Origin of the sequence: Francisella adeliensis, from assembly GCF_003290445.1 — a bacterium.
In the GTDB taxonomy this organism is placed as follows: domain Bacteria; phylum Pseudomonadota; class Gammaproteobacteria; order Francisellales; family Francisellaceae; genus Francisella; species Francisella adeliensis.
In genome coordinates this window covers 1370217-1396499 of sequence record NZ_CP021781.1, presented here as the reverse complement: position 1 = coordinate 1396499, position 26283 = coordinate 1370217, and the positions used below count along the sequence as shown (strand labels likewise).

Sequence of the window (26283 nt, the reverse complement as noted above, 5' to 3'; positions counted from 1 at the left end):
AATTATATAAGAAAAAGAAAGAAATTAAAATGAAGAGATTTGCGTGATTACTTAGATTTTTTCTCTTCAAGCATTTTTTCTAAGAAATGAATGTTAGTTCCACCTTCGATGAATCTTTCGTCATTAATGATCTCTTGGTGAAGAGGTATATTGGTTTTGATGCCATTAATAACCATTTCTTCAAGAGCAGCACGCATTTTCTTCAGTGCTGTATTTCTATCGTGAGCTCTTACGATTACTTTAGCAATCATAGAGTCATAATTTGGTGGTACAGAGTAGCCTGAGTAGATATGAGAGTCTACACGTACTCTAGGGCCACCTGGAGGGTGATATACATCTATCTTACCGGCACATGGAATCATTTTTTCAGGATCTTCAGCGTTTATACGACACTCTATCGCATGACCTACTATTTTGATCTCTTCTTGCTTCCAAGTTAGACCTTGACCAGCTGCTACCTTCAACTGTTCTTTAATTAAGTCAGTAGAAGTGATAGATTCAGTTACTGGGTGTTCTACCTGGATTCTAGTATTCATTTCAATGAAATAAAACTCACCATTTTCAAATAAGAATTCAAAAGTACCAGCACCACGGTATTTTAAGATTTTACATGCATCTACACATCTAGCACCGATGTCTTTTCTTTGCTGCTCAGATAAACCAATTGCAGGAGCTTCTTCAATTACTTTTTGATGTCTTCTTTGAGTTGAACAGTCTCTTTCAAATAAATGTACGGCATTACCTTCACCATCACCAAAAACTTGTATTTCAATATGACGAGGGTTTTCTAAGAATTTCTCCATATAAACTACATCGTTATTGAAAGCTATTCTAGCTTCACTCTTAGTTAAAGAGATTGAGCTGACTAAGTCTTCTTTTTTGCGAACGATACTCATACCACGACCACCACCACCACCAGCGGCTTTAATGATTACTGGATAACCAATTTTGTCAGCAATCTCCAAGTTAGTCTTATCATCACTTCCTAATGGTCCATCAGAGCCAGGTACACATGGTACATTAGCTTTTTTCATGTATCTGATAGCTTCTACTTTATCGCCCATTACTTCGATGCTTTCTGCACGGGGGCCAATAAATATAAAGCCGCTTTCTTCGACAGCTTTAGCAAAACCAGCATTTTCTGATAAGAAGCCATATCCAGGGTGAACAGCATCAGCATTAGTGATTTCAGCAGCTGTGATAATACTTTGGATGTTTAAATAACTTAGGTTTGGAGCAGCAGGACCAATACAAACAGCTTCATCAGCTAGTTTTACATGCATAAGGTCAGCATCAGCAGTTGAGTAAACAGCTACAGTTTTGATACCTAATTCTCTACATGCTCTTAAAATTCTAAGAGCAATCTCACCTCTATTGGCGATTAGTACTTTTTTAATCATGTTATATTACCTTATAAATAAAAGTTTATACTTGATTGTTAAATTGCGAATAATATTATAAAGTTTATTCAACAATAAATAGAGGTTGATCAAACTGTACTGGATCACCGTCTTTAGCTAATATCTTAACTATTTTTCCAGCTTTATCAGCTTCAATTTTATTCATTATTTTCATAGCTTCGATAATGCAAAGAGTATCGCCTTTTTTTACTTCTTGACCTGCTTTTACATAAGGGGCAGCATCTGGAGATGAGGCACCATAAAAAGTACCAACCATTGGTGATTTGATTTCTTCACCGTCTACAACTTCTTCTTTAGGTGAAGCTACTGAAGGACTGGTTGTAGTTTCGCTTGAACTTGCCACAGGTGCGGCACTAGCTATAGGTGCAGCACTAGCTACAGGTGCTGAAATTACGCTAGCAGTATTGTTTTTTGTCATAAAAATACTTGAGCCACCATCTTTAACTCTGATCTCTTTGATATCGCTTGAGTTAAGTATTTCTGCTACTCTATCGATTGCTTTTAATAAATCCATTTTGTTATATACTCCTTTACTAAGTATTTTGTTTTATGTAGTTTATTGCTTCTATCAAGGCAAGCTTATAGCTATTGGCCCCAAAACCATATATACCACCATAAGCGATATCTGACAGAAGAGATCTTGTCCTAAATTCTTCTCTATTATATATATTTGAAAGATGTATTTCAATAAAAGGCTTATTTATCGCTAAAAAAGCATCTCGGATCGCTATACTTGTATGTGTGTATGCAGCTGGATTAATAATGATAAATTTAGCGCTTGTTTGTTGGATTTTATCAATAATTTCACCTTCATGATTACTTTGGAAAAAGTCTAAGGAACAGTCAGCATCTTTACATGAGTTTTGCATCGATGATTTAATGTCTGCTAGTGAAATACTCCCATAGGTTTTAGGCTCTCTTTTGCCCAGTAGGTTTAGGTTTGGTCCATTTATAATTAAGATATCCATATTAAATATTCCTATAGCTTTTATTTGCTGTAACTTTGTAGATTTTATCGTTATCAATACAGTAACAGCTTAGTTTTCCACCAAACACACACCCGGTATCTAAGGCAATTGAATAATCGTTACTCGTTTCACCTTTTATAGCAGCCCAATGCCCAAAGATTATTTTTTGTCCAGGTTTTAATTTTTTATGCTTTTTAGCGAACCATGGTTTATAATTTTCAGGTAAGTTTTCTAAATTTGAACTATATTTGATGTTTAACTTTCCATTTTTATCAATAGTTCTCATCCTTGTGAAATAATTCAAAATACATAGCCATCTTTCTATACCTTCAAGCTCTTTGTTCCATGTTATGGATTCTTCGTTAAAAAGATTAGCTAGTAGAAGTCTTCTTGTGGTGTCGTTTCGCAATACAAACTCAATTTCATTAGCTCTTTTAATCGCTTTTTTTGGTGACCATATATGAGGAATTCCAGCATGAGTAATAAAGCAGTCTTGTTCTTTAATTAGTAAATTTTGATTACAGAGCCAATCTTGAATTTGTTTTAAGTTTGATGCTTCTAAGATATTATTAAAGGTGTTTTTGCTACTGTTTGGAAGATAGTTATAGCTAATTCCTAAAAATAAAATTTCATGATTGCCGAGTACTAGCCTTGCTGAATCTCCTAAAGACATTATAAAGTTTATAGTTTTTAAAGATTCTGGACCTTTATTTATTATATCTCCTGCAAAAATAAGTTTATCTTTTGTTTTGCAAAAATCTATTTTTTTTAGTAATTGTTTTAATTCATCAAAGCAGCCTTGTACATCACCAATAACATAAGTAGCCATTTAAATCCTCTAAGTTAAAAAATTTGCTAAAGCAACAAAATCATCGACACTTAAATTTTCTGCTCTTAGTCTTGTATCTACAGGCAGTTCTTCGATATCAATATTAAGTTCTTTAAATATATCCTTTAAATTATTATGCAGAGTTTTACGCCTTTGTGCAAAGCTTTGTTTGACAATTTTTTCAAAAAACACATGATTTCTAAGTATTGGTTTGTCTGTTCTAGGTTTTAGTCTTAGAATTGCGGAATCGACTTTAGGTTGAGGATGAAAAACTTCAGGTGGAACCTTTAAAATATTACTACATTCGAAATGGTATTGTAATATCACAGAAATTCTTCCATACACCTTTGTGTTTGGTTTTGATGATATTCTATCAACCATCTCTTTTTGTAGCATAAAGTGAGCATCTATTATTTTGCCTTGGTGCTCAATTACCTTAAATAGGATTGGTGATGAGATGTTGTATGGTAAATTACCAACTAGCTTTAGTTTATTTTTTGAAATCTGATTAACATCAAACTTTAGAAAATCTGTATTAAATACTTTAGGAATACCATATGGTTTGCAGTTATCTAAAAGTGTATCTATTATTGAACTATCATACTCAATAACATTTACGCTATCAGATTTAAGTAGAAGATGTCTTGTTAGTGCTCCAAGACCAGGTCCAATTTCGACAACAGTATCGTCTTTTTTAATATTAGCAAGATTGACGATTTTCTGAATAATATTCTCATCTTGTAAGAAGTTTTGGCCAAGAGATTTTTTCGCTTTAGTAGTGTATTGCATAATTTAGTATAAATCAGGTGTTTTTAGATCAGGCTCTAGAATTTCGACATATGCATCATCTTTCATTGAAGCAATCCATGTTTTATATATTTCCTGAGCCTTTTCGGAGTAAATTGCTTCTAAAGCTTTTTGCTCCATTAATTGATCTGCGGCGTTATGAATTTTAGTTTTTGTATATTTGATAATCATCCATGTTTTAGCATCAGCTTGGAAAGGTTCTGAAAGTTGTCTTTTTTTAAGAGACTTTAGTCTAGCGAAAGCTGCCATAGGCAGGGAAGGAGGACTATCCATAGTTGAAACCCAACCAAACTTACCATTTGCATGATCATAGTCTTGATTTGTTTTTTCTGCAATACTACTAAATTTTTGACCACTTTCAATTGCTAGGCGTGCTCGATCTAAGGCATTTTTAGCACCGTCATCATTCATGCTTCCATCGAGTTTTATAACTATGCCGTACACAAAGTATCTTGTTATTTTCTTACTAACCAATGGAGCTTGTTCATCAACATGATCAACATAAATCATCTGCAATGTGTGATTAATCTCAAAAGGTTGAGAAGTTTCATGGACCTGAATATTTTTAACTTTATCTTTATACATTTCAGGAATTGCATCAATAGTTACTGGACGGCTAATTAACCCACCATTACTAGCATTAGGTGCTTGAGAGAATTGCTCAGCAACCTCTTTAAAGTCTATTAGACCTTTGTTAATAGCAGTTGCAAGCTTCTTATAGAGATTGAATTTACGATCTCTAGCTTTCTTAGATTTAGGAAGTGCTATAATCAAGTTTCTAGCTGTATAGATTTTTATAGGAGCCATTTCTTTATCAAAAGCAGCTTTATGTTTAGTAATATATTTTTTTATCTCTTCTGGTGAGACATAAACCTGTTGAGAAATAGCTCTTTGTTGAAGTTGGCTAATCATAAGCTGGTCGTGTATTCTTTCTTTATATTTATCAAAGCTCATTCCAGAAGCTTCGATGTTTAGTTTTAATGAGTCGAGACTTACACCATTTTTAGCTGCAATATCTTTTATAGCGGCTTCAGTTTGTTGTTGTGATACATTAATGTTGTTTTGTTCAGCAAGCTGTAAAAGAACATCTTGAGAAATTAAATCTTGTAAGGCTTGTCTTTTAATATCTAATGGATTTTGGTTGAATTGAGGGTTGGGATTGCTAGCTTTAAGCTTTGATACTTCTCGTTCAAGTTCAAGGTCAGTAATAGCTTTGTTGTTTACTATAGCGACAGTCTTATTTAAAAATTCTTTTTTATTTGAATTTGGTGCTGTAGGTTTTGGTTTTTGTGAATCAATAGATGAATCAAAAGAGTTTTGAAAGAGATTACTAGTTACATCAGTATAGCTTGTACCAATTATGCCAACGGTTAGAGTTATAAAGATGACTATTTTCTTTATCATGTTCCTGCTCCCCACTGCCCAGAAGTATAACCGTTTATTTGGTTTAAGCGGTTTGATAAATTTGAAGTATCACCAACACCACCTAAGCCTTTTAGTTCAAACTCAAGTATGTATGAGGTAGTTAAGGGGTCTAAAGCTTCAGGATCGTTAGGAGTAGCATTAGTGAAAGCACTTGCCTGGATCAATGCTCTAATGGTCCATGATTTAGCGTCATACTGAACGCCACCAAAGACATCAGCAGTTTTATTTTGTATGAAATTATAGTTCCAAAGAGCCGCGACTCCCCAATGATCAGTAATGTTTAGTATAGTTGAGAGTGTAACAGTTTCCTGAGGTCTTGGAAGTTGCCCTTCATTGATCTGTTCTTGGGTCATACCATTCCAGTTGTTTTGAATATTGTCATAAGAAACATTGAAGATGTTTTCATTATCATCTTTGTATGATAATTGATAAACCTGATAGTCAACTTTTCCAGTCTGCATACGATAGTTTGCCTGTGCAGAGAAGTAAATATTTTTAATTATCTGGAATTCAAATGAACCCATTATAGGAGAAAAGCTGTTATCAGAATATGGATCCATTAAGTCTGTGTTGCTACAACCGCTATTTCCTTGACAAAGCGTAACATTTCTATCCGCGAGGAAGAGTTGTTGACCAATTTTTGCAGATACTATCGTCGATCCGTCTTCCTGGTTTACAGTTGTTGACTCTAAAGCATAAGTAACTTGGTTAGCATTGTTAATTCTATCATGACCTGTAAATCTATTTACTTGGAACATCTGCATATATTGTTCATTTTGCAGGCCAGTATCAAACAACGGTATGTCTGACTGATTTTGGTAAGGGATATAAGTATAGAATAATCTAGGCTCAAGTGTTTGAGTATATGAGCCATCTTTTGTAGCATAATCCCTATCAAAGTAAGCACCTGCATCTATGTTAAATATTGGGATTACACTAGAAACATTTCCTTTGTTAAATTTTATTGTATCAGTATTTCTGTTTTGTAATTGATAGTAACGAACAGGTACTTGTAGAGAAGGGTTTATGAAGCCCCAAGTATCAGAGAAGTTCCCCTGTATTTTTGGATTCTCATAGCTACGAAAGGCATTTACGTTTGTACCAACCTTAGGGACTTTTGCTGCAGTATCTATTATGCTAGCTTCTTTATAGAAATAAGTATTTAAAGTTTCGATACTCAGACTTAATGAATCAGATGTATAGCCATCAGCATTGGCATCAAATTTGAATTCAGGGAGCTTCGCATAAGGCCTATTTGCAAGGTTAAGGTCGGGGTTTACAACACCGTAGTCAAGTAAAGTTAAACTAGAGTCTATGTTTGAATTAGCATAGTTTACATCAAATTGTCTATCTAGTAGCGTTTTAGTAACAAGGTTAACATCCCCAACTGAGAAGTCATCATAAAAATCTTTATCGCTTACATAATCATAACGCAAGTTGGTAGTTATACCATTTTTAAAGTTGCCAGTGTTAGTATAAGAAAAAGCACCTCTCATTTTGCCTTGTTGAAAATCAATAGGTAATATAGAACCATCAAATTCACCTTCGAAATAGTCTGTCATATATCTAAAATTAGCACTTTCCATAATACCAGATTTAGACCAAATAGTTGTACTTAGTAATAGGTCGTAGTTAGGTGCTAAGTTGAAGTAGTATGGTAATGTGACACCAAAGCCAGCACCTTCTGTGTTAGCATATTGAGGCATTAAGAAACCAGATCTTCGTTTATCATTTATAGGGTGTGATAAGTAAGGTATATAAAGCACAGGAATATCTTTTATTTTGAAAAAACCATTTTTCACATACGCCATTTCTTCTTTAGTATCTATATCTATATTTTCACCACTGATTTTCCAGTCATTGTCATATGGACCACCAGAAGTTATGTATGCGTCATTAAATATAAGGTTGTCAGCATCTTCTTTTTTCATACTGTTTGCATAACCTCTTAGATACCCAGAATAATGATCTTTATCATATATACGAGTGTTAGGTGTTTGACTAGGCATTCTAAAATAAATGTTTCCTGTACTATAGGTATCATCATTTAAGTTACTATCAAACTCTTTTGTTCTTAAAACAATACCTGTAGAAGGCTGTCTAGATATTACGTCTCCAGTCATCACAAGAGACCTGATTGAACTTTTGTCCGTATTGAAGTCAACTATAGCATTATCACCGTATAACTCTTGGTCACATTGCAGTACTTCGACGTTGCCTGATGCAACAAATGTTCCATCAGTGTCATACTCACCATTTTGGTAGCTTAAGTCTGTTTTCTTTGATTCACATAATGCTTTAGTGAATTGGCTATCATTATTATAATAGCCACCGACAAATGTTGAAACATCTTTGACCCAACCCAAGTCATCAGCTAAAGCTTTCTCTCTTTCCGGTGTTTTTAACTTCTTATCAAATACATTTTTGGGTTTTTCTGGTCTTTCACAGCTCCATTTCCCATCTATGACCTTACATTGCCAATCTTCTTTAGTCAGATTTTTCTCCATAATACGTGCAGCATAGGCCTGGGTTGAGAAGCATATGGTTCCCAAGCTCACTAGCAAGTATGTATGAAGTTTTTTGATCATAGTAGTTATTAAAGACCTTTGTTAAATTGTTTGAGTTTTTGAAAATAACCGTGATATTATATCTGTATTTCGCGTATATTTCTATGGCAATATACATAAATACAAATTTTTGGATAACATAATGAATATAGAAGATTATCTTTCTGAAATCTTACAAAAAAGTTTTGCTAAACTAAATTATGCTGAGAGTTTTGCTCGGGCTGTTACATCTACAAGAGAAGGTGTAGGACATTTTCAATGCAATGGGGCGATGCCTTTAGCTAAGTTTGCTAAAAAAGCTCCAATTATAATTGCGGAAGAAATTGTGGAAAATATAGAGGACAAAACTATTTTTTCTAAGCTAGAAGTTGCAAAGCCTGGTTTCATAAATATGACATTATCTGCTGAGTTTTTAGCAAAAGTGAGTAATGATTTTTATAAGAGTGAGAAATTTGGCTTTAAAAAACCTGAAAAGCAACAAAGGGTTGTATTAGACTTTGGTGGGCCAAATGTCGCAAAGCCAATGCATGTAGGACATATTCGCTCAGCATTACTTGGTGACTCATTACAAAAAATTTATAAGTTTTGTGATAATGATGTAACTTCTGATGTGCATTTAGGAGATTGGGGTACTCAAATGGGTATGCTTATAGAAGAAGTGAAACTCATGTTTCCAGAATTAATCTATTTTGATGAAAACTACAATGGAGAGTATCCTAAAGAGTCTCCCGTAACGGTAAAGGAGTTAGCGGAAATTTATCCTCAAGCATCAAAAAGATGTAAGTCTGATATCGTTGAGATGGAGAAAGCAAGACAGGCTACTTTTGAGCTTCAACAGGGCAGAAAAGGGTATGTAGCATTATGGCAACATTTTGTGAAAATATCTGTAGAAGCTGTTAAACAAGATTTTGATTCACTTGGCATAAAGTTTGATTTATGGCTTGGCGAGAGTGATGCTGATAAATACATATCTCAAATGATAGAATCTCTAAAGCAGGAAGGTTATGCACAAGAAGATGATGGTGCTTGGGTTGTTGATACCGGTATTGAAAATATACCTCCTTTAATCTTAATAAAACGAGATGGCGGTGTGATGTATGGGACTACTGATCTTGCTACATTATGTCAAAGAGAGAAAGATTTTAAGCCAACTAAAATTGTATATGTTGTAGATAAAAGGCAATCATTACACTTTAAGCAAGTTTTTGCAGTGGCTCATAAATCTAATATTGTTGGTAAAGAATGTCAGCTAAAGCATGTTGCATTTGGTACTGTAAATGGTAAAGATGGTAAACCATTTAAGACCCGCGAAGGTGGGGTGATGCGTTTAGCGGACTTAATTGAGCAAGCTAGAGATTGTGTGAAAAATAGGATGCCAGAAGAAGACAATCAAGAACTTATTAGTCAAATTGCGATGGCAACTATAAAATTTGGTGATTTAGTGAATGTGTACTCTAATGACTATGTTTTTGATTTAGAGAGGTTTTCTCAGTATGAAGGTAAAACAGGTCCATATCTGCTTTATACAGCAGTAAGAGCAAAGTCTATTTTGCGTAAAGTTTTTGGTGATGATTGTAATCTTAGTGATGTAATCTCTAGCAACACTATAAGAGCCGCAACTACTGAACAAGAAGAAAAGCTTCAACTGCAATTATTACAATTTCCTATTGCTGTTGCTAAAGCTTATGAAAATTCACAGCCGCATTTTATTTGTGAATATGCATATTCACTAGCGAATGCTTTTAATAAATTTTACGTAAACTCTCCAATAGCAAGCATTGAAGATGAAGATCTTAAGTCTAGCAGGGTGGCATTATGTGCTGCTACAGTAAAAGCTATGACTATAGCCACTGGTTTGCTAGGCATCTCGATACCAGAAAGAATGTAAGTTCAATAAGTAAAAAATTTTTCTATAAACTTTTCATCTAGCGATAAATTATTTGGATGAGAACCTTTTTCTCCTTGAGGAACTTCTAGACCTTGCTCAGCATATAGGTTTTGCCAATAGTTTGATATTTTGTGAGTTTCTAGACAGTAGTAGTTTAAGGTTTGCTCTTGAAAATATGGTTTACCTAAAATTCTAGCAAAAGCCTCATGTATAAGTTCAGAGCAATAAAGTGCATTATTTTGATTTGGTAAAAAAAGATCATTATATTTAAGCCCAATAAATGATCTAGCTTTAATAACAATTCTTTCAAGTGTATAGGAATCTAGGTTTGTACGAGTTACTAGCTTTTTGTTTGACTTATACTTATCAAGATTTGCTTCAATAACTCCTTGATAAGTAACGGCTTCAATTATTTTATTATTACCAATATATATACCGCAATGATAAAAACTAACACCACTAAATCCAGAAGATAAAGAAGATATATTAGTTTCTGATTTATCAGCAATAAATATCACATCACCTTTTATAAGCTTTTTGGGTTTTAAAGTGCTCATAACATTTCTCTAAGCTGAGTTTCTGTGATTATTGTGACATCAAGGTTTTGAGCTTTCTCAAGCTTACTTCCAGCATTGTCTCCACAAATTAATATATCTGTTTTTTTAGAAATACTTCCTGTAACTTTTGCCCCCATTGACTTTAAATCTTGAGTTAGTTGATTACGATTAAAGTCCTCAAATGTACCTGTTATAACTATAGTTTTATCTGTGAAATTATCGTTTAGAGTTTGCTCTATGATTTCAGGGTTGATGATATTTATGCCTGTAGCTAAAAGCTCATCAACGATAAAGTTATTTAATTCATCTTGCCAAAAATTAACAATATTAGTTGCCATAATTTCACCAATATCCTTAACTTCTACAAGCTCTTCATAGTTACTTTTACGGATATTGTCTAGGTTAGAAAAATGATTTGCTAACGCTTCTGATGAAACCTCGCCAACATCTTTAATACCTATTGAAAATACAAATCTTGCAAGTGTTGAATTTTTACTTGCTTGTATAGATTCGATAACATTTTTTGAGGATTTTTCGCCCATTCGTTCAAGAGATATTAGCTCATTAAAGCTAAGTTTGTAAATATCAGCAGGGTATTTGATGAGATTAGCTGTCACAAGTTGCTCGATAAGTTTAGAGCCTAGTTTGTCGATGTTCATAGCTTTGCGTGATACAAAGTGTTTGAGTCGCTCGGTTGTCTGAGCTTGACAGTGCCAGCCACCGGTGCATCTATAAATTGCTTGGTCATTGATGTTTTCAATACTTGAATTACAAATAGGGCAGTTAGTGGGCATTTGTATGAGAGTGGTATTATCTTTACGATACTCAGGTAAGCTCTTTACAATCTCTGGAATTACATCACCAGCTCTTCTGACAATCACTCTATCGCTAATACGGACATCTTTACGTTTTATTTCATTGATGTTGTGTAAAGTAGCATTTGAGACAATCACACCACCTACAGCTACAGGTTTTAGTCTTGCAACAGGAGTGATTGCACCAGTACGACCAACTTGAAATTCGATGTTTAAAACTTCTGACTCAACTTCTTCTGCTGGGAATTTGTATGCTATAGCCCACTTTGGAGCTCGAGCAACATAGCCTATGGCATCTTGAAGCTTTATGTTATTAACCTTAAAAACTAAACCATCTATGTCATAATCTAAATCTGCACGCAGATGAGTCATTTTCTCAAGGAAATTTTCTACATCAGTAAAGTTTTTAGCTAAGAAGGTTTTATCTGAAATAGTAAAGCCAGTATCGTTTAGTAGATTCATTAGCTCAAATTGAGTAGTAGGGTAGTTAAAATCTTCGCTGAAATATCCTATACCGTAGCTATATAGTTTTAAAGGTCTTTTAGCAACTATTTTTGAATCAAGCATTCTGATACTTCCAGCAGCAGCATTACGAGGGTTAGCAAATGTTTTTTGGTTATTTTGTAGCATATAATCATTTAGTTTAAGAAAACTTTGCTTATCTAAGATGATTTCACCACGAACTTCTAATTCTTCTGGAGGGTTTGGCATATTTAGTTTTAATGGTATATTTCGAATAGTTTTGACATTTTCAGTAACTTTTTCACCTTGTACGCCATCACCACGAGTTACAGCATAGTCAAGCTCACCATTTTTATAAAATATACTTATCGCAAGCCCATCAAGCTTTGGTTCACACTCAATGCTTATATCTTTATACTCAAGTTTCTCATAAAAACTTCTTAGTTCATCGAGGCTAAACACATTAGCTAAAGAAAGCATTTTCTTTTTGTGTTTGATAGTTTCAAAACCTGATAAAATCTCTCCACCAACTCTATCTAATACCGAATTATCAGGCTTGAACTGGAGGTGTTTCCCAACTAGTTGTTGGAGTTTTTGAAATAGTTTGTCGTAATCATTATCTGAGATGATTGGTTTATCTAGTGTATGGTAAAGGTAGCTTTGTTTATTAAGGAAATCTGCTAATTTCTGAATTTCATTTTTAAGAATGTTTAGCTCTAAATTATCGTAGTTTTTGTTTAGAAAATATGAGGCTTGCATAAAAGTTTGTATGTATAAGTTTATGCTAGTATTTTATACTATTGAGTGGTGAAGTTAAAAAATTACTTTTAAATATTTAATGTGTTTGAAGTATTAAGCACTAAAGGTGTTTTCACATGTGTTTGGAACATTATGAAGAGTTAGGCTTGAAGCATTCGTATTAAAAGCACAACTCCATAAGAAAACACTACCACTTTCAGCTCCAGTAAGTCGGATAAGATCGTTTGCATTCGAGAAATGCTCAGGAGATGTTTCGCTAAGGTTTATCTGAATTGTAGCTCCTGTTTGAGATGCATCAATTACTGATACCCCTTCAGGTGTATCATAAGATTGTCTAGATAAGTCCATAGCGTTATTTATATCATCTTGAATTTGAGCTTTCACAGCACCCGTTATATTAAACGACTCTGTGATAGCAGCTCTTTCTTTATAGTTAGAATACATAGGCATAGCTATAGAAGCTAGTATCGCGATGATAGCGATTACAACCATTAGCTCAACTAATGAAAAGCCTTTTAGTTTGTGTGAATGAGTTTGCATGGCAATATATATTTATAAAATATTATTTTAAAAGTTTATATGTAAAAAGTGTATTGTGCAATTTATTTGTAATTATAGGATATAAATATGGTCATACCCGCGAAGGCCGGTATCTCAAGTATATTGATAAAATCTTAAAGATTCCCTCCTGCGAGGGAATGACTACGGGTTTTGAAGTTTTTGTAGGAAAATATAAACATAAAAAAACCGCATAAAGCGGTTGTATGATTTAATCTATTAGTTTATTTATTAAACACAGTTACCAGGTAATTGCGAGCTAGAAAGAGTACCACCATGGGTACAAGCAAATGTTATTGCACCACTACCAGCAGTTGGAGTCAAGATTAGACTTGTGCCAGATACAATCGATCCTGTGTCGGAAGTGATAATACCATTAGCTACAGTAGTACCTGAAGGAAGGTTTGAAGCATCTACAGTTACACCAGTAGCAGAACCATTGTTATTTGCTATACCTTCAGCAACTTCTGCTTTAACACCGCCAAGTTTAGCTAAGTCAGTACCTAGATTAGCACGAGTAGTATAGTTAGAGTACATTGGAATTGCAACTGCCGCTAGGATTGCGATAATTGCGATTACAACCATTAACTCAACAAGTGAGAAACCTTTTTGCGTTTGTTTTTTCATGATAATTTTCCTTATCTTTATATTTTGTTTTTTACTTACTTATGAGCCTTAGTAAGCCGGAACTTATAACCCTAAGTAATCACCATTATAAATAGTTTTTCATAGTGTGCAAGTTTAATTGGATAAAAAAATGATTTTTTTTTAATATAAATTTCTGATTATACTAGTTTGGTATACCTTATGTTTATTACAGAATAAGCGGTTATAAGTGGATAGCTTGGGGGGAGATTTCCACTTGAGTGGAAATGACAAGCTTGTGTAGTAAACAAGTTATTTCGACCTAACTTGAAATGTGGGTATGATAATTCAAATGTTTGTGAGATATATGCAGGGACTGATCTATGTGTTTACTCTTTCACATGTTAGCCACCAGTAACATCTTTAGGTACATAGTCTTTTAGGTTTGTTTCTTGGATTTTAACTTTTGAGTTATATGCAAAGTTACCGGTTTTTACAAGTATAGGTCTAAGCTGTGAGTTTTCCCAAACACTGTGTTCTTTCACTGCATCGATAGAATTAAGCGTTGAGCATATTAAAGCCCAGACGAATAAATACCTGATCAGAGCAATAAAAAAAGCAAAAAAAGTGTTAGATAAACCCTCTTTTTCCTCATTTTTCTTGAAGAAAACTTTCATAACCCCAAATATAATTAAATAAGCTCCTAGTAGAACTAATATAAAAGAAACTATGTAAGCTGTATTTGGGTCTTCTATAAAGTTATTAATATATGCAGACTGAATTTTCTGAGCAAGAATACCTGCTAGTGCTACAGCAAATATCATAAGTATTAATTGAATGATGTTTTTCATCAAACCTTTAACAGCAGCAAATAAGCTTATGATAAAAGTACTAAGAATGATGAAAATATCTAGAATGTTTAGACTTTGTAGGAATTCCATAGTTTTATAAATCCATTATTAACTGTTTAAGTTCTTTTAAATTACTAATACCGATAACATCAGCATTTGTTTTTTTAGTTAGCTTTGAAATATTTGCTTTTGGTACAATTATTTTCTTGAAGCCATGTTTTGTTGCCTCATTGATTCTTTCTAAGCCATAGGGGATAGGACGAATTTCACCAGAAAGACCAACTTCACCCATTATCAGCATATTATGAGGTATTTGAATTTCTTCTAAGCTAGAGTATATAATAGCAATTACAGCTAAATCTATACTTGTTTCTGTGATTTTAATACCTCCAACCACATTGAGAAAAACATCTTTGTCATATAGGTCTAGATGCATATAGCGTTGAATTACAGCTAAAATCATGGCTAGGCGATTACTATCTATACCGACACAAAGCCTTTTAGGTGGTTGATTTTGATTTTTTTCAACAACTAAAGATTGTAGTTCAACTAAAAGAGGGCGAGTACCTTCCCATACAGAGACTATTACGCTACCAATTAGGTTTGTACGACCATTGTTTAGAAATATAGCAGATGGATTTTTGACCTCTTTCATACCTTGATCAGTCATTGCAAATACGCCAATTTCATTTACAGCACCAAAACGATTTTTTAAAGCTCGCATCATTCTGTAGCGACCGTTATCTTGTGATTCAATAAATATCACAGCATCAACAATATGTTCAAGGACACGAGGTCCGGCAACTTCACCGGATTTGGTGACGTGACCAACTAAAAATACAGATACTTGATGCTGTTTAGCAACTTGAGTGATGTACGCAGATGATTCTCTAACTTGAGAGACACCACCAACCATCGATGAAAGTTCAGGATTGTAAATTGTTTGGATAGAGTCAATAACTACTATCTCAGGTTTTTGAGTAACTATGTAGTTTGCTATGAGCTCTATATTAGTCTCACACATTACTAGTAGCTTATCTTTACGTAGATCAAGTCTTTCTGCTCGAAGTGCAATTTGTTCAAGAGATTCTTCACCACTTACATATAGTACTTTTTTCTCTTGAGAAAGGTATGCCATGATTTGTAGCAATATTGATGACTTACCAATTCCAGGATCTCCACCTACTAAAGTTACTGAGCCCCTAACGATACCACCACCTAAAACGCGATCAAATTCTGCAATATTTGTTTGGGTGCGACTATGCTCTTTGCCTTGTATGCTACTTAATGGAGTTGCTTTAGTTACACTACCAGCAAAGCCTGACCTAGCAATAGGCTTTTTTGAAGTTTCAGTTTTTACTTCTTCTATTAGAGTGTTCCATTGATTACAACTATGACATTGACCTTGCCATCTTGGAGAGCTAGCACCACATTCTTGGCAGATGAAAATAGTTTTAGATTTAGCCATTTGAGTTATTTTCCTTTAAAACCAAGAAGGTATTTAGAAAGAACTCTTTCAGTCTCAGAAGCGTTTGGACCAATAAATTGAACTATGTATTTATATTGGTTTTTATCACCACTAGCACGAATGTTACGAGGAAAAACAGAAACCACTCTACCTTCACAGCCAACCTGTTCTTTTAGTTCACTTAAAGTAATCGATACTCTAGTAATATCGCCTAAGTTAAGAACTTTTGCTACAGATATTTCAAGTCCACCATCTTGTATCACTTTTACATGCTTATCATAAGCCTCTTCACGATGCTCAAAGTTATATTCAACCTCTACTTTAATATCATCTTCACTATAGTCTACAAAAACCTTCCCTTCAACTCGTTCTGATATATCACTTTCTATATCATTATCAGTCTGCTCTAGTTCTTCACTTGAACCTTCTGAGGTTTCATCGTCTTCATCATCACTGAGTAAATCAGATTCTATATTTAGTCCTTCATTGTTATCAAGATCGATATCAAGTTCAATAATATTTACATCTTCATTACTTTCATCATCATTATCATCAATATCGAAATCAGGTGAAGTAGAGTCATTTAGTTCATTCTGGAAGTCATCATCATTTAAGTTTAAGTCTTCATCATCAAGCTCATCTTTTCTTTTGTTATGATGTTTAGTTTCTCCTCCGAGCAGGCCACCTCGACTAGATGGCTTTTTAGTAGGAGTATTTGTTTTTGAACCGGTGCTTTTTTTTAAAAGATCTAATCTACTCATTATTTATGCCTTTTGAGATAATTTTTAAATATTCTGTAGCTGATATATATAATACTTGAAAGTAGTAAAACTATAAATATAGTTAACCCTTTGTTATCACGGACCCAGTGAATAATATCATCATGGTCAACTAATTTTAGTATAGCATGACCAAAAAAGTACCCTAATGTAATATAGATGGTTGACCAAATAAGACTACTTATAGCATCTAAGACTACAAATTTTAGTTTTTTTACATTACCTAGACCAATAATTAAAATAGTTATTGTTCTTAGCCCATACAAAAATCTAACACTTAAAATTGCCCAAGAGTCGTATTTATCAATAATTCTTAGAGATCTATCCACCTTTTTTTGCCAATGAGGTCTTTTTTCTATAAATTTTCTACCTGTGAGTTTTGAAAATATAAAAACACTATTATCGTGAAATATAGCTCCAGCAGTTGCAGCTAGTATAACTAAAGGATAATTAAAAAGAGTTGTAGCTGTCGTAATGCCTACAATAATTAAAAATATCTCTCCTTCAATTATTACTGCTAAAGCTACAGCTAAGTAGCCCCAGTGTAAAAGAAATTGATAAAAATCGTGCTGACTCATAAGTTTCTATATGTATGCTTTTGATATTAAAAATTCATCAATAATTACTAAAGCAAGCATAGCCTCAGCAATAGGAACACCACGGATACCAACACATGGGTCATGGCGACCTTTAGTGATTATATTGGTGTTTTCACCGTTAGTATCAATCGTTTTACCAGTCTTTAAAATACTAGATGTTGGCTTAAAGGCTACTTTAGCTAAAATCTCTTGCCCACTTGAGATACCACCTAAGATACCGCCTGCATGGTTAGTTAAAAAACCATCTTCTTTTGTGATTTCATCACGATGCTCACTACCTTTTTGAGCGACACAGTCAAAACCATCTCCTATAGATACAGCTTTTACTGCATTTATAGACATCAAAGCATGAGCAATATTTGCATCAAGTCTGTCAAATACTGGTCTTCCTAACCCAGCTTCGAGACCATCAACAACTACTGTTACCTCAGCACCTATCGAGTCACCTTCTTTCCGAATTTTGTGAATTAGACTTTCACACTTTTCAATATAGTCATTATTTGCGATAAAAAAAGAGTTTTGATTGATATTGTTTTTATCAGCAAAAGGAATTTTAATTTCACCTATTTGAGAGCAGTAACCATAAATTTCAATTCCAAAATGAGCTAATACTTTTTTTGCAATTGCCCCAGCAGCTACACGCATAGCAGTTTCACGAGCTGAAGATCTACCACCACCTCGATAGTCACGAACTCCATATTTCTTAAAGTATGTGTAGTCAGCATGGCCTGGGCGGAATTTGTCTTTTATATCACCATAATCTTTAGATTTTTGGTCTTGATTTTTTATGATTAAGCCAATTGGCGTACCAGTAGTTTTCCCCTCAAATACTCCTGATATAATCTTTACCTCATCAGGCTCTTTGCGTTGAGTTGTAAATTTTGATTGACCAGGTTTGCGTCTATCTAGCTCAAGCTGAATATCAGCTTCTGTGATTTCAATGTTCGCTGGACAACCATCAATAATTGCTGCAAGAGAGTCTCCATGGCTTTCGCCACAAGTAGTTACTGTAAAAAGTTTACCGAAAGTGTTTCCTGACATAATTTTGTGTGTCTGTGTTTTATTTAACTATAATATCATAACCATTTAGCTCTTTGGTAGTGGGATAGTTAGTATTATAAGTTTAGTCTATATAATTCCTCAATTTCTTATATAGTTGATAGGTTATTAATACTATTGTTGATTTTATCAAAGCTGGTAATAGTAAAGGTAGTAACCCATTATATAAGCTAAATGTGAAGTTTTTTAAAAGTCCTAATTGAAGAAATCCACAAGCGACTATAATTATGTGAATAATTATTGCATAAATGAAAATATTTGATTTGGTTAATTGCAAGGTCTTCACATTTCTTATCAAATAAATGAGGGTTGAAGCTAGAATAAACCCTAATATATATCCGCCTGTATATCCAAACAAAACATTTATACCGCTAGCTCCACCTGCAAATACAGGGATATTTAAAGTGCCAAGTACTACATATAAACAGACACTGATACTTGCTAACTCTAGAGGTGCAAATATAAGAATCATACAGATAGCATAAGTTTGTAAAGTAAGAGGTATTGTTGGAATTATATTTATTTTTATCTGAGCACTTAAAGCTAATAAGCAGATTAAGGTCAAGAGTAGTAGAAATCTATTCATCGAGTTTGTAAAGTAGTATTCCTATAATAAAATTTTTGGTATAGGACAAAGCAGATTGTGAATGAACAAACTATAAGATTTATATGTATTACAATATTATCCGTAATAATTAAACTACTAGCAAGTTCGCAGAGTATCGCTACAAGAGATAGAACTACAAATAGCAAACTATAACCATCACATCTTTTTTGCTTGATGTTTTTATGTATCTGAGGAACCCATATTGCAAAGTTAAATGCTAACTCTATAACTATAGATGTTTGAGGTACTAGAGTATTATTAGATCTAATAGCTAGAAATGCAATAGATAGTAGCATCGCATACATAAGGTTTATAACTGGGTTTAAATTACGGTTGTTTAGCGAGATTTGAAGTTGTTGTATAGTTAAGCAAGTGCAGTAGATAAGAGGGATTAGTATAAATGACCAATGTGCATCATTGTGAAACTCTTGGACTAAGTCACATAGAACTATAAATAACATACCAAATTGTGTGAGAATACTTATATTTACTAGGCTATTCTTATTTATGAGGTTGTGTATTATTTGAGGTAAAAATTGTATCGCATATATGAATAATGATACTTGGAGTAAAGTTTCGCCGTACTGTTGCATTGGATTGAGAAGAATCTTTATAATTTTGAATAAATATATGAGAATATTAGATTAAAAAAGATAGCTTAGCAATAACTTCTAGAATTTATTTATTTGAAGCTTTTTTATCAAACAAATATAAGTACTCGCCGTAACCATCTTTTTCCATATCTTCTTTTGGAATGAATTTTAAAGAGGCAGAATTCATACAGTAGCGTTTGCCAGTGGGCTTTGGTCCATCATTAAATACATGACCAAGATGCGAGTCGCCATATTTTGAATTAACTTCTGTTCTAGTCATAAACCAGCTGCTATCCTTGTTAAGTTTTATGAACTTAGAGTTTATTGGCTTAGAAAAACTTGGCCAACCTGTACCAGACTCATATTTATCTGTTGAGCTAAATAAAGGCTCGCCTGAGACTATATCTACATAAATTCCTTGCTTATGGTTATCCCAATATTTGTTATGAAATGCTCTTTCAGTACCATCTTCTTGTGTTACAGAATACTGAAGTTTAGACAGCTTTTTAAGTTTTTCCTCTTTGTTGAAATTTTGCCAAGGTTCAGTATTACAATATGCAAAAACTGGTAAAAGGGTTGTTAAAATAAGAAGTTTTTTCATAATCTATCCTTAGAGTTGATTAGCTTAAGCTACTTAGAGCTTGTTTCACACCATCAGCATAAGTTGTACAGATTTTCTCAAAATGAGCTAATTGCCTTTCTATTATATGCTTAGGTACACCTTGCATAGATTCAGCTATATTCATAAATAAACGCGATTTTTGGTCATTATTAAAAAGCTCATATAATGCTCTAGGCTGGCTATAATCATCATTACCTATTCTATGGTTATAGTAGTCTGCATCGCCCCTTATTTTTAGTGGAGGTTCTTTGTACTTATCGTCTTCAGTAGCACCATTAAAACTATTTGGCTCATAATAAGCATCACAATTTTTTGCAAAATTATCAAAAAATCTCATCGAACCATCTTTGTGATAATGATGTACAGGACATTTAGGAGCATTTACAGGTAGAGCCTCATAGTGTGTACCTAATCTATATCTATGTGCATCAGCATAAGAGAAGATTCTAGCTTGAAGCATTTTATCTGGTGAAAAACCAATACCTGGTACGATGTTTGAAGGGCTAAAAGCAGCTTGCTCAATCTCGGCGAAATAGTTATCAGGATTACGATTTAACTCAAGTTCACCAACATCAATCATCGGGTATTCACTATGTGGCCAAACCTTAGTTAGATCAAAAGGGTTGTAACTAGTTTTATCAGCATCTTCTTCAGGCATTATTTGCACCTGAACATCCCATTTAGGATACTTACCTGATTCAATAGTGTAAAACAATGATTCTTGATAACCTTCACGAGTTTTACCAATAACTTTTTCAGCTTCTTGGTTTGTATAATGCTCATGACCTTGTTGAGTTTTAAAATGCCATTTCACCCAGTAGCGTTTATTATCATCACTAATTAAACTAAGAGTATGAGAACCATAGCCATTCATGTGCATAGGTGTCTTAGGGCAACCACGATCAGAGAAAAGGATTGTAAGTTGATGTAATGACTCAGGACTTAATGACCAAAAATCCCAAGCAGCTGTAGAGCTTCTTAGGTTTGTTTTCGGATGGCGTTTTTGAGTGTGAATAAAATCAGGAAATTTTTTAGGGTCACGCACAAAAAATACAGGAGTATTGTTACCAACCAAGTCCCAGTTACCTTCTTCTGTATAGAACTTAAGCGCAAAGCCCCTTACATCTCGCTCGTTATCTGCAGCACCTAGTTCACCTGCAACAGTTGAAAATCTTAATAAAACTTCAGTTTCTTTATTTGATTGTAAAAACTTAGCTTTAGAGTATTTGCTAATATCTGGGTTTGTAACTTTAAAAGTACCATAAGCACCCCAACCTTTAGCGTGAACAACTCGCTCTGGTATTCTTTCACGATTTTGATGTGCTAGTTTTTCTATAAGTTGGTAGTCTTGGAGTAGTACAGGACCTCTCTCACCAGCAGTTAGAGAATTTTGGTTATCTGCTATTGGACATCCTGCAGAAGTAGTCATAGTTGTTTTTTTAGACATGATTAGCTCCTTAGCTTAAGTAGTTAAATTCAAGTGTCTAAATTCATTCTACATAGGGTAGATAATAATGAAAAGGAAAACTGAGAATATTATGCTTATAGGGTTAGTAAAGAAAGCTTATACGATGTAGGCGAGTATCTTTTTAAGTGTGCAAAAAAAGCTGAGAAGATTCCTATTTTCATGGGATTACTCTATGATTAAAACAACAGTCTTTTCATTGTATTTGCTTTGCTTGTATCTATTTGAGCTATTTTCTTTTAAATCTTGAAGAAATAAGCATAGCGGCTAATACACCAATCACTATAATAGCTATCATAATAGTAGCTAAAGCATTTATCTCTGGTGTAGGACCATTTTTAACTGTTGAATAAATATACATCGGCAGGGTAGGGTTATCACTACCAGCAACAAATTCTGTAACAACTAAATCATCTATAGACAATGTAAATGTAAGTAAAGCAGATGTAATTAAGGCGGGCAAAAGTTGTGGAATCATGACACTGAAAAATGTCTTGATAGGCCCAGCACCTAGATCTAATGCTGCCTCTTCAAGAGATATATCTACACTAGCGATGCGTGATTGCATTACGATAGTTACATAAGCTGTACACATTGTTACATGGGCTATAACTACTGTTGTAGTTCCTCGCTCTGTTGGCCAACCGATAAACTGCCCTAAAGCAGAAAACATCAGCAAGAATGCAACACCTAGTATAATATCTGGTAATACCAATGGGGTAGCAACTAGCCCATATAAAAAACTTCGACTTCTAAAAAAATGAAACCTAGTAATAGCATAAGCAACAATAGTTCCTAAAAAAGTGGAAATAACCGCAGTAATAGTTGCTATTTTGAGGCTTGTAATAGTTGCATTAATGATGTCTGTATCGTGAATTGCTTCATGATACCAGTTAAAAGTAAACCCACCCCATAGATTGATAATCTCTGAATCACTAAATGAAAATAATACAAGTATTACTAATGGGATATATAAAAATACTAAGCCAAGCATAAGCATAATATTACTAAATGAGAATTTTTTCATACTAGCTCCTTATATAAAAGTCTTTTTGACTTGTATTCGTTGCATCCACAATATCGGTAACGCCAATATTGCAATTAAGGCTACAGAAATTGCTGCAGCCATACCCCAGTTGTTTGAGGTAAAAAACTCTTCCCAAATAATATTACCAATCATTAGTGAGTTCATACCACCCATAATTTGAGGCACAACCACTTCACCAACAGCAGGGATAAATATCAATAAACTACCAGCTATAAGTCCTGGCATAGAAAGTGGTAGAGTGATTTTGAAAAATGAATTTATAGGTTTTGAGCCTAAATCTTCAGCAGCTTCGTATAGCGTAGGATCTATCTTAATAAGAGTGCTGTAAAGTGGCAAAACTAAAAAAGGTAGGTAACAATAAACCATACCAAGATACATTGAAAAATCATTATAAAGTAAAGCCATGCTCGGTAGTCCTAAACTCATTAGAAACTCATTAAATGTATGATTACCTAATAAAGTTACCCAAGCATAAGTCCTAAGTAAGAAAGAAGTCCAGTACGGAATCACAATTAAAATTAAAAAAAATAGCTGAGTTTTTTTCTCTGCTCGTGATAAAGCAAGTGCCATTGGGTAGCCAATTAATATACATAATATCGTTGTGACAATAGCTATTTTGAGAGAGTTAAAAAGAGCTATAAATATAATATTATAGTGAATAAGCTCAAGATAGTTTCTAAGATACAGAGTGAAGTGAATAGTACTATCACTATAATCAAAAATATGTGTGACAGGTGGTGTACCATCAGCAGGTAATGTAAAACTTATACCTATTACAAAGATAAAAGGTATTAGTAAAAATACTAAAAACCATACCATAGGCACCAAATAGATTAGCGTATGTCGAAAACTTTTTTGTAAATTTTGCATTATGAATATAACACCATAATATTTTGAGATTCCCAACTTAGATATACTTCATCTTCCCAAGTTGGATTGTCAGCATTTCTTTCGATATTAAAATCGGTAGCTTTTACAATCATGCCGTTTAAAGTTTTAACATGATATGTTGAAAGTCCACCAAGATACGCTATGTCTTTTACAATACCTTTTACGCAGTTGATAGGATTCTGAGGGTTATAATCTTTGGGCATTTCTTTACTGATAGTTATCTTTTCAGGTCTTATCCCAACCCATATCTCTTGACTCTCTATAGCCTCAATATTTCTTTCTAATATAAAAGAAGTGTTGGCTTGGTTTGAGGTTATTATACTTTTGTTGTTAGATATTTGTTCAACTTTACCTTCAAATATAGCACTTTTACCAATGAAGTTTGCAACAAAACGACTTTTTGGGAATTCATAAATCTCACTTGGAGGACTCACCTGCTCAAGCCAACCATCAGACATAATCCCAATACGAGTAGACATAGTCATAGCTTCTTCTTGATCATGAGTTACCATTATAAAAGTACTACCTGTTTGCTCTTGAATATCTACAAGCTCAAACTGCATTTGATCGCGTAAGTTTTTATCTAATGCTGAAAGTGGTTCATCTAGTAGTATAAGTTTGGGCCTTTTTGCAAGACATCTTGCTAAAGCTACTCTTTGACGTTGTCCACCAGATAGCTGGTGAGGTTTTCTCTTTTCAAGATGATCCATTTTGATGATTTTAAGAGCAGAATTCGTAGCTTTTTCAATATCTTCCTTTCTTAGGGATTTCTCTTGTTTAAGTCCAAACATGATGTTTTGCTTTATATTCATGTGAGGAAATAGGGCATACGATTGAAACATCATATTTACAGGTCTTTTGTATGGAGGAATATTTGACATATCGACACCATCAATGATAATTTTACCATCAGTGGGTTTTTCAAATCCTGCGAGCATTCTAAGTAGAGTACTTTTACCACTACCAGAACCACCTAAAAGTGAAAAGAATTCTTTAGAATAAACATCAAGGTTTACAGTATCTACAGCTACATGACCATCTTCAAATTGCTTAGATAAATTCTTAATGGAGACAATAGGTTTTTTAGATATATTACTCATAATTTAAGAGCCGATATTTTTATATAAAAAAGATTCTTAATAATAAGCAATTTTTAACTAGAAAAAAAGTAAAAGTTGAGATGATTAGACTATAATTTTAGTTATAAAGAACTATCAAATACTCTGTTCATTTTTCTAGAGGCAAAGAAGTATATTGCGGCAATAACAGCAGTTAAAACTGATAGCCCTACAAATAGGTTTGTATATAGTTGGTTTGTACCTAAGGCAGTGATTTCATGAGAATTCAGTTGATTACCTATAGTATAGTTTGCCATATATCCTGAAGCAATCACACCTACAGCCACACTTACAAAGAAGTAACCTGTAAATAAACCCTGGTGTTTAGGTTCGATAAGTTTACCTACTAAAGCGTAATTTGTAGCATTGATTTGAACCTCACCACCACCGACTATAAGTAACATTACTATAGGTATGATCAGACTTACCATACCATCATTGCCTGAAACTAAAATTCCAAAAGGAATTATTAAAAAAGCAAGTACATAAAATACTAAGCCTCTAATTATACTTGTGGTTGGATATACGGCTTTATTTAAATCATTCTTTTTAGCAATTATCTGAGCAAGTATTATACCAAACACGATAACGCCAACAGTTTCAAAAGAATTTACAAAGGCCGGAGAAAGATGGATGCCTAGTATCGTTTTTGTAGTGTTATACTCTACAAAGTTTTCTATCGCGGAAGTTTGCATACCTAGTACAAAAGCAGTTATCATGCCTGCTGATGCTAATGCTAAAAAGACTAAAATTCTTGAGCGATAAATTCCTTCTTGCTTTAATGCTAAACGAATTAGGTAGATTAAAACTATAAAAAATACAGAAACAATCAGGTCAACTCCGTATTCAGGGTTCTTGATTAGTGTTAACGAAAAACCAAGACAAAGGATAATAATTGACGGCATTATAGCAAAGCGAACTTTTTTCTTAGAAAAAACTTTAGAAAAATAAGTATCGTGATCTTTGACATTTTTAAAGTTTATAAGCTGTAAAACAGAGGCAATTACAAGTAAAAATGATGCTATGTAGAAGGCAATATTATATGCTGAATAACTTTGTAGCATTCCAGAAAGCACAAAGCAGCAAAGAAAGCCGAAGTTCATAGCCGTATAGTTAACAGAAAAAGCCATTTCTCTTCTAGAGTCATTTGCATCAAAAAGTTGGGTAAGCATCATATTTAAACAGCTTGTATTTAGACCAGCTCCTGTGATAAATATCGCAAGACCAATAACGATAGCGTCATAATCATGAGGCATAGCTATTAGTACCATACTGACAGCTTGTAATATTAAGCTTGTTAAAAACAATCCTCTAAAACTAAAATAACGCCCACCTAGAGCACCACCTAAAAAGTGTAATAGAAAGTTTAAGGCAAAGAAGCTAGCAGTTAGAGTATTTGCTTCTACTTTAGTGAAACCTGCTTCATTGCTAAGATAAAAGTTTAACATTCCGATTAAGATAGCATAACCAGCTAGTGATAAAACTTGAATAACATGCATTTGAACTACGCCTTTAGGCATAGTTTTTATATAGTTTGTCATT

The 26283-nt window shown here is 33.7% G+C and carries 25 protein-coding genes; 1 reads left to right on the top strand and 24 read right to left on the bottom strand.

The window, feature by feature from the left end; translation table 11 throughout:
* Positions 1–47 precede the first annotated feature (47 nt).
* The 7 genes from accC to CDH04_RS06735 form a co-directional block, all read right to left on the bottom strand.
* Entirely contained in the window at positions 48–1400 is a 1353-nt protein-coding gene (gene accC, locus CDH04_RS06765; protein WP_112870303.1) for an acetyl-CoA carboxylase biotin carboxylase subunit, read from the bottom strand.
* Between the two features lie 64 nt (positions 1401–1464).
* Positions 1465–1935, bottom strand: a complete 471-nt coding sequence (gene accB, locus CDH04_RS06760; RefSeq protein WP_112870302.1) for an acetyl-CoA carboxylase biotin carboxyl carrier protein — start codon at positions 1933–1935, stop codon at positions 1465–1467.
* A gap of 19 nt (positions 1936–1954) precedes the next feature.
* A complete protein-coding gene (gene aroQ / locus CDH04_RS06755) occupies positions 1955–2389 on the bottom strand; it encodes a type II 3-dehydroquinate dehydratase (protein ID WP_112870301.1) in 435 nt (144 codons plus the stop codon).
* A gap of 1 nt (position 2390) precedes the next feature.
* Positions 2391–3218, bottom strand: coding sequence for a symmetrical bis(5'-nucleosyl)-tetraphosphatase (locus CDH04_RS06750; RefSeq protein ID WP_112870300.1), 828 nt, complete (start codon positions 3216–3218; stop codon positions 2391–2393).
* A gap of 9 nt (positions 3219–3227) precedes the next feature.
* Positions 3228–4007, bottom strand: coding sequence for a 16S rRNA (adenine(1518)-N(6)/adenine(1519)-N(6))-dimethyltransferase RsmA (gene rsmA, locus CDH04_RS06745; protein ID WP_112870299.1), 780 nt, complete (start codon positions 4005–4007; stop codon positions 3228–3230).
* Positions 4008–4010: 3 nt separating this feature from the next.
* Entirely contained in the window at positions 4011–5429 is a 1419-nt protein-coding gene (locus CDH04_RS06740; RefSeq protein ID WP_112870298.1) for a SurA N-terminal domain-containing protein, read from the bottom strand.
* Positions 5426–8038, bottom strand: a complete 2613-nt coding sequence (locus CDH04_RS06735; RefSeq protein ID WP_112870297.1) for an LPS-assembly protein LptD — start codon at positions 8036–8038, stop codon at positions 5426–5428. Before CDH04_RS06735 ends, CDH04_RS06740 begins: the two co-directional genes overlap by 4 nt.
* 121 nt (positions 8039–8159) lie before the next feature.
* Here CDH04_RS06735 and argS point away from each other — a divergent pair, with 121 nt between their 5' ends.
* A complete protein-coding gene (gene argS, locus CDH04_RS06730) occupies positions 8160–9905 on the top strand; it encodes an arginine--tRNA ligase (RefSeq protein ID WP_112870296.1) in 1746 nt (581 codons plus the stop codon).
* 2 nt (positions 9906–9907) lie between these two features.
* On the opposite strand, the gene CDH04_RS06725 is transcribed toward argS, so the two are convergent.
* From CDH04_RS06725 to CDH04_RS06645, 17 genes are all read right to left on the bottom strand, one after another.
* On the bottom strand, positions 9908–10462 hold the full coding sequence (locus CDH04_RS06725) for a YiiX/YebB-like N1pC/P60 family cysteine hydrolase (RefSeq protein WP_112870295.1): 555 nt from the start codon (positions 10460–10462) through the stop codon (positions 9908–9910).
* Positions 10459–12498, bottom strand: coding sequence for an NAD-dependent DNA ligase LigA (ligA, locus tag CDH04_RS06720; RefSeq protein WP_112870294.1), 2040 nt, complete (start codon positions 12496–12498; stop codon positions 10459–10461). Before ligA ends, CDH04_RS06725 begins: the two co-directional genes overlap by 4 nt.
* A 93-nt stretch (positions 12499–12591) precedes the next feature.
* Positions 12592–13038 (bottom strand): prepilin-type N-terminal cleavage/methylation domain-containing protein, encoded by a 447-nt coding sequence (locus CDH04_RS06715; RefSeq protein WP_112870293.1) that lies wholly within the window; start codon positions 13036–13038, stop codon positions 12592–12594.
* A gap of 249 nt (positions 13039–13287) precedes the next feature.
* Positions 13288–13683, bottom strand: coding sequence for a pilin (locus tag CDH04_RS06710; protein ID WP_112870292.1), 396 nt, complete (start codon positions 13681–13683; stop codon positions 13288–13290).
* 362 nt (positions 13684–14045) lie between these two features.
* Positions 14046–14582: a CvpA family protein gene (locus tag CDH04_RS06705; RefSeq protein ID WP_112870291.1), complete on the bottom strand. Its 537-nt coding sequence runs from the start codon at positions 14580–14582 to the stop codon at positions 14046–14048.
* A gap of 4 nt (positions 14583–14586) precedes the next feature.
* Positions 14587–15960 (bottom strand): DNA repair protein RadA, encoded by a 1374-nt coding sequence (radA, locus tag CDH04_RS06700; RefSeq protein WP_112870290.1) that lies wholly within the window; start codon positions 15958–15960, stop codon positions 14587–14589.
* Positions 15961–15965: 5 nt separating this feature from the next.
* The gene (locus tag CDH04_RS06695) at positions 15966–16721 is read right to left on the bottom strand and encodes a PilZ domain-containing protein (RefSeq protein WP_112870289.1); all 756 of its coding nucleotides are present in this window, start codon (positions 16719–16721) and stop codon (positions 15966–15968) included.
* Positions 16721–17317, bottom strand: coding sequence for a DedA family protein (locus tag CDH04_RS06690; RefSeq protein ID WP_112870288.1), 597 nt, complete (start codon positions 17315–17317; stop codon positions 16721–16723). Before CDH04_RS06690 ends, CDH04_RS06695 begins: the two co-directional genes overlap by 1 nt.
* Positions 17318–17323: 6 nt before the next feature.
* Positions 17324–18379 (bottom strand): chorismate synthase, encoded by a 1056-nt coding sequence (gene aroC / locus CDH04_RS06685; protein ID WP_112870287.1) that lies wholly within the window; start codon positions 18377–18379, stop codon positions 17324–17326.
* Between the two features lie 82 nt (positions 18380–18461).
* Positions 18462–18983, bottom strand: a complete 522-nt coding sequence (locus CDH04_RS06680; RefSeq protein WP_112870286.1) for a biotin transporter BioY — start codon at positions 18981–18983, stop codon at positions 18462–18464.
* Entirely contained in the window at positions 18980–19597 is a 618-nt protein-coding gene (locus tag CDH04_RS06675) for a PQ-loop domain-containing transporter (protein ID WP_112870285.1), read from the bottom strand. Before CDH04_RS06675 ends, CDH04_RS06680 begins: the two co-directional genes overlap by 4 nt.
* Before the next feature lie 85 nt (positions 19598–19682).
* Positions 19683–20198, bottom strand: coding sequence for a peptide-methionine (R)-S-oxide reductase MsrB (msrB, locus tag CDH04_RS06670; protein ID WP_112870284.1), 516 nt, complete (start codon positions 20196–20198; stop codon positions 19683–19685).
* A 19-nt stretch (positions 20199–20217) separates the two neighbouring features.
* Positions 20218–21666 (bottom strand): catalase, encoded by a 1449-nt coding sequence (locus CDH04_RS06665; protein ID WP_112870283.1) that lies wholly within the window; start codon positions 21664–21666, stop codon positions 20218–20220.
* Between the two features lie 247 nt (positions 21667–21913).
* A complete protein-coding gene (locus CDH04_RS06660) occupies positions 21914–22711 on the bottom strand; it encodes an ABC transporter permease (protein WP_112870282.1) in 798 nt (265 codons plus the stop codon).
* A 9-nt stretch (positions 22712–22720) separates the two neighbouring features.
* Positions 22721–23602: an ABC transporter permease gene (locus CDH04_RS06655; RefSeq protein WP_112870281.1), complete on the bottom strand. Its 882-nt coding sequence runs from the start codon at positions 23600–23602 to the stop codon at positions 22721–22723.
* The gene (locus CDH04_RS06650) at positions 23602–24723 is read right to left on the bottom strand and encodes an ABC transporter ATP-binding protein (protein WP_112870280.1); all 1122 of its coding nucleotides are present in this window, start codon (positions 24721–24723) and stop codon (positions 23602–23604) included. Before CDH04_RS06650 ends, CDH04_RS06655 begins: the two co-directional genes overlap by 1 nt.
* 101 nt (positions 24724–24824) lie before the next feature.
* Positions 24825–26240 (bottom strand): MFS transporter, encoded by a 1416-nt coding sequence (locus tag CDH04_RS06645; protein ID WP_234393392.1) that lies wholly within the window; start codon positions 26238–26240, stop codon positions 24825–24827.
* Positions 26241–26283: the final 43 nt, after the last annotated feature.

Excerpts from the sequence above, each read along its gene's own strand:
- ligA (WP_112870294.1), bottom strand. The coding sequence starts at position 12,498 with ATGCAAGCCTCATATTTTCTAAACAAAAACTACGATAATTTAGAGCTA.
- CDH04_RS06705 (WP_112870291.1), bottom strand. The coding sequence starts at position 14,582 with ATGGAATTCCTACAAAGTCTAAACATTCTAGATATTTTCATCATTCTT.
- CDH04_RS06715 (WP_112870293.1), bottom strand. The coding sequence starts at position 13,038 with ATGCAAACTCATTCACACAAACTAAAAGGCTTTTCATTAGTTGAGCTA.
- accB (WP_112870302.1), bottom strand. The coding sequence starts at position 1,935 with ATGGATTTATTAAAAGCAATCGATAGAGTAGCAGAAATACTTAACTCA.
- CDH04_RS06735 (WP_112870297.1), bottom strand. The coding sequence starts at position 8,038 with ATGATCAAAAAACTTCATACATACTTGCTAGTGAGCTTGGGAACCATA.
- aroC (WP_112870287.1), bottom strand. The coding sequence starts at position 18,379 with ATGTCAGGAAACACTTTCGGTAAACTTTTTACAGTAACTACTTGTGGC.
- CDH04_RS06695 (WP_112870289.1), bottom strand. The coding sequence starts at position 16,721 with ATGAGTAGATTAGATCTTTTAAAAAAAAGCACCGGTTCAAAAACAAAT.
- CDH04_RS06660 (WP_112870282.1), bottom strand. The coding sequence starts at position 22,711 with ATGAAAAAATTCTCATTTAGTAATATTATGCTTATGCTTGGCTTAGTA.
- CDH04_RS06710 (WP_112870292.1), bottom strand. The coding sequence starts at position 13,683 with ATGAAAAAACAAACGCAAAAAGGTTTCTCACTTGTTGAGTTAATGGTT.
- CDH04_RS06655 (WP_112870281.1), bottom strand. The coding sequence starts at position 23,602 with ATGCAAAATTTACAAAAAAGTTTTCGACATACGCTAATCTATTTGGTG.
- radA (WP_112870290.1), bottom strand. The coding sequence starts at position 15,960 with ATGGCTAAATCTAAAACTATTTTCATCTGCCAAGAATGTGGTGCTAGC.
- CDH04_RS06675 (WP_112870285.1), bottom strand. The coding sequence starts at position 19,597 with ATGCAACAGTACGGCGAAACTTTACTCCAAGTATCATTATTCATATAT.
- accC (WP_112870303.1), bottom strand. The coding sequence starts at position 1,400 with ATGATTAAAAAAGTACTAATCGCCAATAGAGGTGAGATTGCTCTTAGA.
- rsmA (WP_112870299.1), bottom strand. The coding sequence starts at position 4,007 with ATGCAATACACTACTAAAGCGAAAAAATCTCTTGGCCAAAACTTCTTA.
- CDH04_RS06650 (WP_112870280.1), bottom strand. The coding sequence starts at position 24,723 with ATGAGTAATATATCTAAAAAACCTATTGTCTCCATTAAGAATTTATCT.
- CDH04_RS06680 (WP_112870286.1), bottom strand. The coding sequence starts at position 18,983 with ATGAATAGATTTCTACTACTCTTGACCTTAATCTGCTTATTAGCTTTA.
- argS (WP_112870296.1), top strand. The coding sequence starts at position 8,160 with ATGAATATAGAAGATTATCTTTCTGAAATCTTACAAAAAAGTTTTGCT.
- aroQ (WP_112870301.1), bottom strand. The coding sequence starts at position 2,389 with ATGGATATCTTAATTATAAATGGACCAAACCTAAACCTACTGGGCAAA.
- CDH04_RS06690 (WP_112870288.1), bottom strand. The coding sequence starts at position 17,317 with ATGAGTCAGCACGATTTTTATCAATTTCTTTTACACTGGGGCTACTTA.
- msrB (WP_112870284.1), bottom strand. The coding sequence starts at position 20,198 with ATGAAAAAACTTCTTATTTTAACAACCCTTTTACCAGTTTTTGCATAT.
- CDH04_RS06750 (WP_112870300.1), bottom strand. The coding sequence starts at position 3,218 with ATGGCTACTTATGTTATTGGTGATGTACAAGGCTGCTTTGATGAATTA.
- CDH04_RS06725 (WP_112870295.1), bottom strand. The coding sequence starts at position 10,462 with ATGAGCACTTTAAAACCCAAAAAGCTTATAAAAGGTGATGTGATATTT.
- CDH04_RS06740 (WP_112870298.1), bottom strand. The coding sequence starts at position 5,429 with ATGATAAAGAAAATAGTCATCTTTATAACTCTAACCGTTGGCATAATT.
- CDH04_RS06645 (WP_234393392.1), bottom strand. The coding sequence starts at position 26,240 with ATGCATGTTATTCAAGTTTTATCACTAGCTGGTTATGCTATCTTAATC.
- CDH04_RS06665 (WP_112870283.1), bottom strand. The coding sequence starts at position 21,666 with ATGTCTAAAAAAACAACTATGACTACTTCTGCAGGATGTCCAATAGCA.